Below are 2,385 nucleotides of genomic sequence, written 5' to 3' on the forward strand. Positions count from 1 at the left end.
CACACCCAGATCGTCGGACAACTGCGCCTTGCTCAGGGCCTTGAAGATGTTGGCGATGGCCAGGACATCGGCCTGCTGCAGCCGGTCCTCGGCATAGTGGAGATAATGCGCCAGCTGCTGCAGCCGCTCCTTCAGCAAAGCGGGTTCGGCCACCTCGCCCTGCAGGATACCGCGCGCCAGACCATTCGTGACCATTGCAAGCCGTGGCGTCGCGAACGCGCCGAAGCGACGGCCCTTGGGGCCGAGACCGCGGGCGATCTCCACCAGAGCCTGGTAGCACACCGGCTCTTGCGTCCACTTGGCGAAGCCGTTCACCAGGAGCGCCAAGCCTTGCGCCGTAAAATCGGAGAGCCCGACATCCGGGCGATCGGCGCGGCGAAGGACCTCCTCGCCAATGGCGACCGTGGCCTGCCGATTGCGCTCCTCTTGCGGCCACTTGCTGAAACCGTTCACCAGGGCCGCCAGATGCTGATGATTAAATCCGTTAATTTCGCCGACGCGGGAAGCGATCTCCCCAGCCATGGCAACTGCAGCCTGGCGCATGCCTGGCTCTTGCGGCCATTTGCTGAAGCCATTCACCAAATTGGCCAGGCTCAGCGGAGCAAAGTCGGAGAGCCCGACATTTGGGTGATCGGCGCGGCGCTGGACTTCCCCGCCGATGGCGGCCGTGGCCTGCCGATTTCGCTCCTCCTGCGGCCACTTGCTGAAACCGTTCACCAGTATGGCCAGCTGCTGATGGGTAAATCCCTTGATTTTGTCGGCACGGGAGGCGATCTCCCCGGCGATGGTGACTGCCGCCTGGCGCATGGCTGGCTCTTGCGGCCACTTGCTGAAACCATTGATCAGATAGGCCAGCTCCTGACCAGGAAAACCGCGCAATCGGTTGGCCGCGCGACTGACCTCAGAGGCGATGGCGATCATCGCCTCGCGCGTGCTTGCCTGTTCCGGCCACTTGCTGAAACCGTTCACCAGATCGGCCAACTCTTGATTCGCAAATCCCTTGAGCTTTCCGGCTCGGGCAACGACCTCGCCGGCGATGGCAATGGTCGCCTCGCGCGTCTTCTGCTGGTCAGGCCACTTGCTGAAACCGTTCACCAGGTTGGCCAACTCTTGATACCCAAATCTGTTGAGCTCGCCGGCTCGGGTAACGACCTCGCCCGCAATGGAAACCGTCGCCTCGCGCGTCTGTTCGGGCCACTTGCTGAAACCGTTCGCCAGGTTCGCCAGATGTTGATCAGTGAATCCGCCGAGCTCTTTGGCACGCGCAACGATCTCGCCGGCGATGGCAACGGTAGCATGGCGCATGTCGATTTCTTCGGGCCATTTGCCGAACCCGTTCACCAGATTGGCCAACTCTTGATGTGGAAATCTATTGAGCTTGCCGGCGCGGCCAACGATCTCGGCGGCGATATCCGCCACAGCTTGGCGCAAATCCTGTTCTTCCGGGCACTTGCCGAAGCCATTGACCAGGTTCGACAGGCCCTGCGGGCTAAAATCGGAGAGCCGCTTGGCTCGGCCTGCAAGACGCGTCACCTCGGTGCCGATAGCGCTAGTGGCTTTCCGACACTTCGCCTGGCTCGGCCATTTGCTGAAACCGTTCACCAGGTTCGCCAGGCCCTGCGGTTCGAAATCGGAAAGCCGATTGGCTCGGTCCGCGAGGTACGTCACCTCGGTGCCGATAGCGCCGGTGGCGTCTCGACACTCCGTTTGTTTCGGCCATTTGCTGAAGCCATTGACCAGATTGGTCAGGTTCTGCGGACTGAATTGGGAAAATCCCTCCGTCTCAGCGCGGCGAAGAACCTCACCAGCAACTGCGAAAGTGCCCTCGCCACACCCTGGCTGGTCAGGCCACTTGCTAAAGCCGTTCACCAGCAGCGCGATGTTGCGAGCGTCCAGCTTGCGAAGCATTGCGCGGTTGTTGCTGCAGAACTTCGCGATCCTGATTGTGCCGTCGCGGCATTCCGCCAGTTGGGGATATCGACCGAACGACAAGGAAAACAGCGGCAACGCGCTGGGATCCAGGTCGCTTAAGGCGCTGCGGAACGTCGACACCTTGGCTGCCATGGCTCTGCAGGCCTGCATGCCCGCCTCGCCTCCAGGCTCGCGGCTGACTGCGTTGGACACGGTCGCATATCCAAACGATTCTCCCTCGCGGATATCCCGCTCCCAGTTTGGCAGAAACTGGCGAGTGAATTGAACAGCGGCTCCTTGCAGGAATGCTGCCTGCTCTTCCTGGTCCCGCAGCAAGCCGCTATGGCGCACCACCGCACAGGAGAATTGAACGATGTGCCGAGCTCGGCCGATGTCATCGAGAGCCTTGTTGAACAGATTGCTCGACATTGCGCGAGAGGCGCGCTGCGGGGCTGCTTCGGAATGCCGTCCCAC

Annotated in this window: 1 pseudogene; it reads right to left on the reverse strand. The window is 61.7% G+C overall.

The features are described from left to right. Positions 1-2,340: pseudogene (locus EOA32_RS36335) on the reverse strand (hypothetical protein); the annotation flags it as partial. Positions 2,341-2,385: the final 45 nt, after the last annotated feature.

The sequence above is a fragment of the Mesorhizobium sp. M1A.F.Ca.ET.072.01.1.1 genome (assembly GCF_004023325.1).
In the GTDB taxonomy this organism is placed as follows: domain Bacteria; phylum Pseudomonadota; class Alphaproteobacteria; order Rhizobiales; family Rhizobiaceae; genus Mesorhizobium.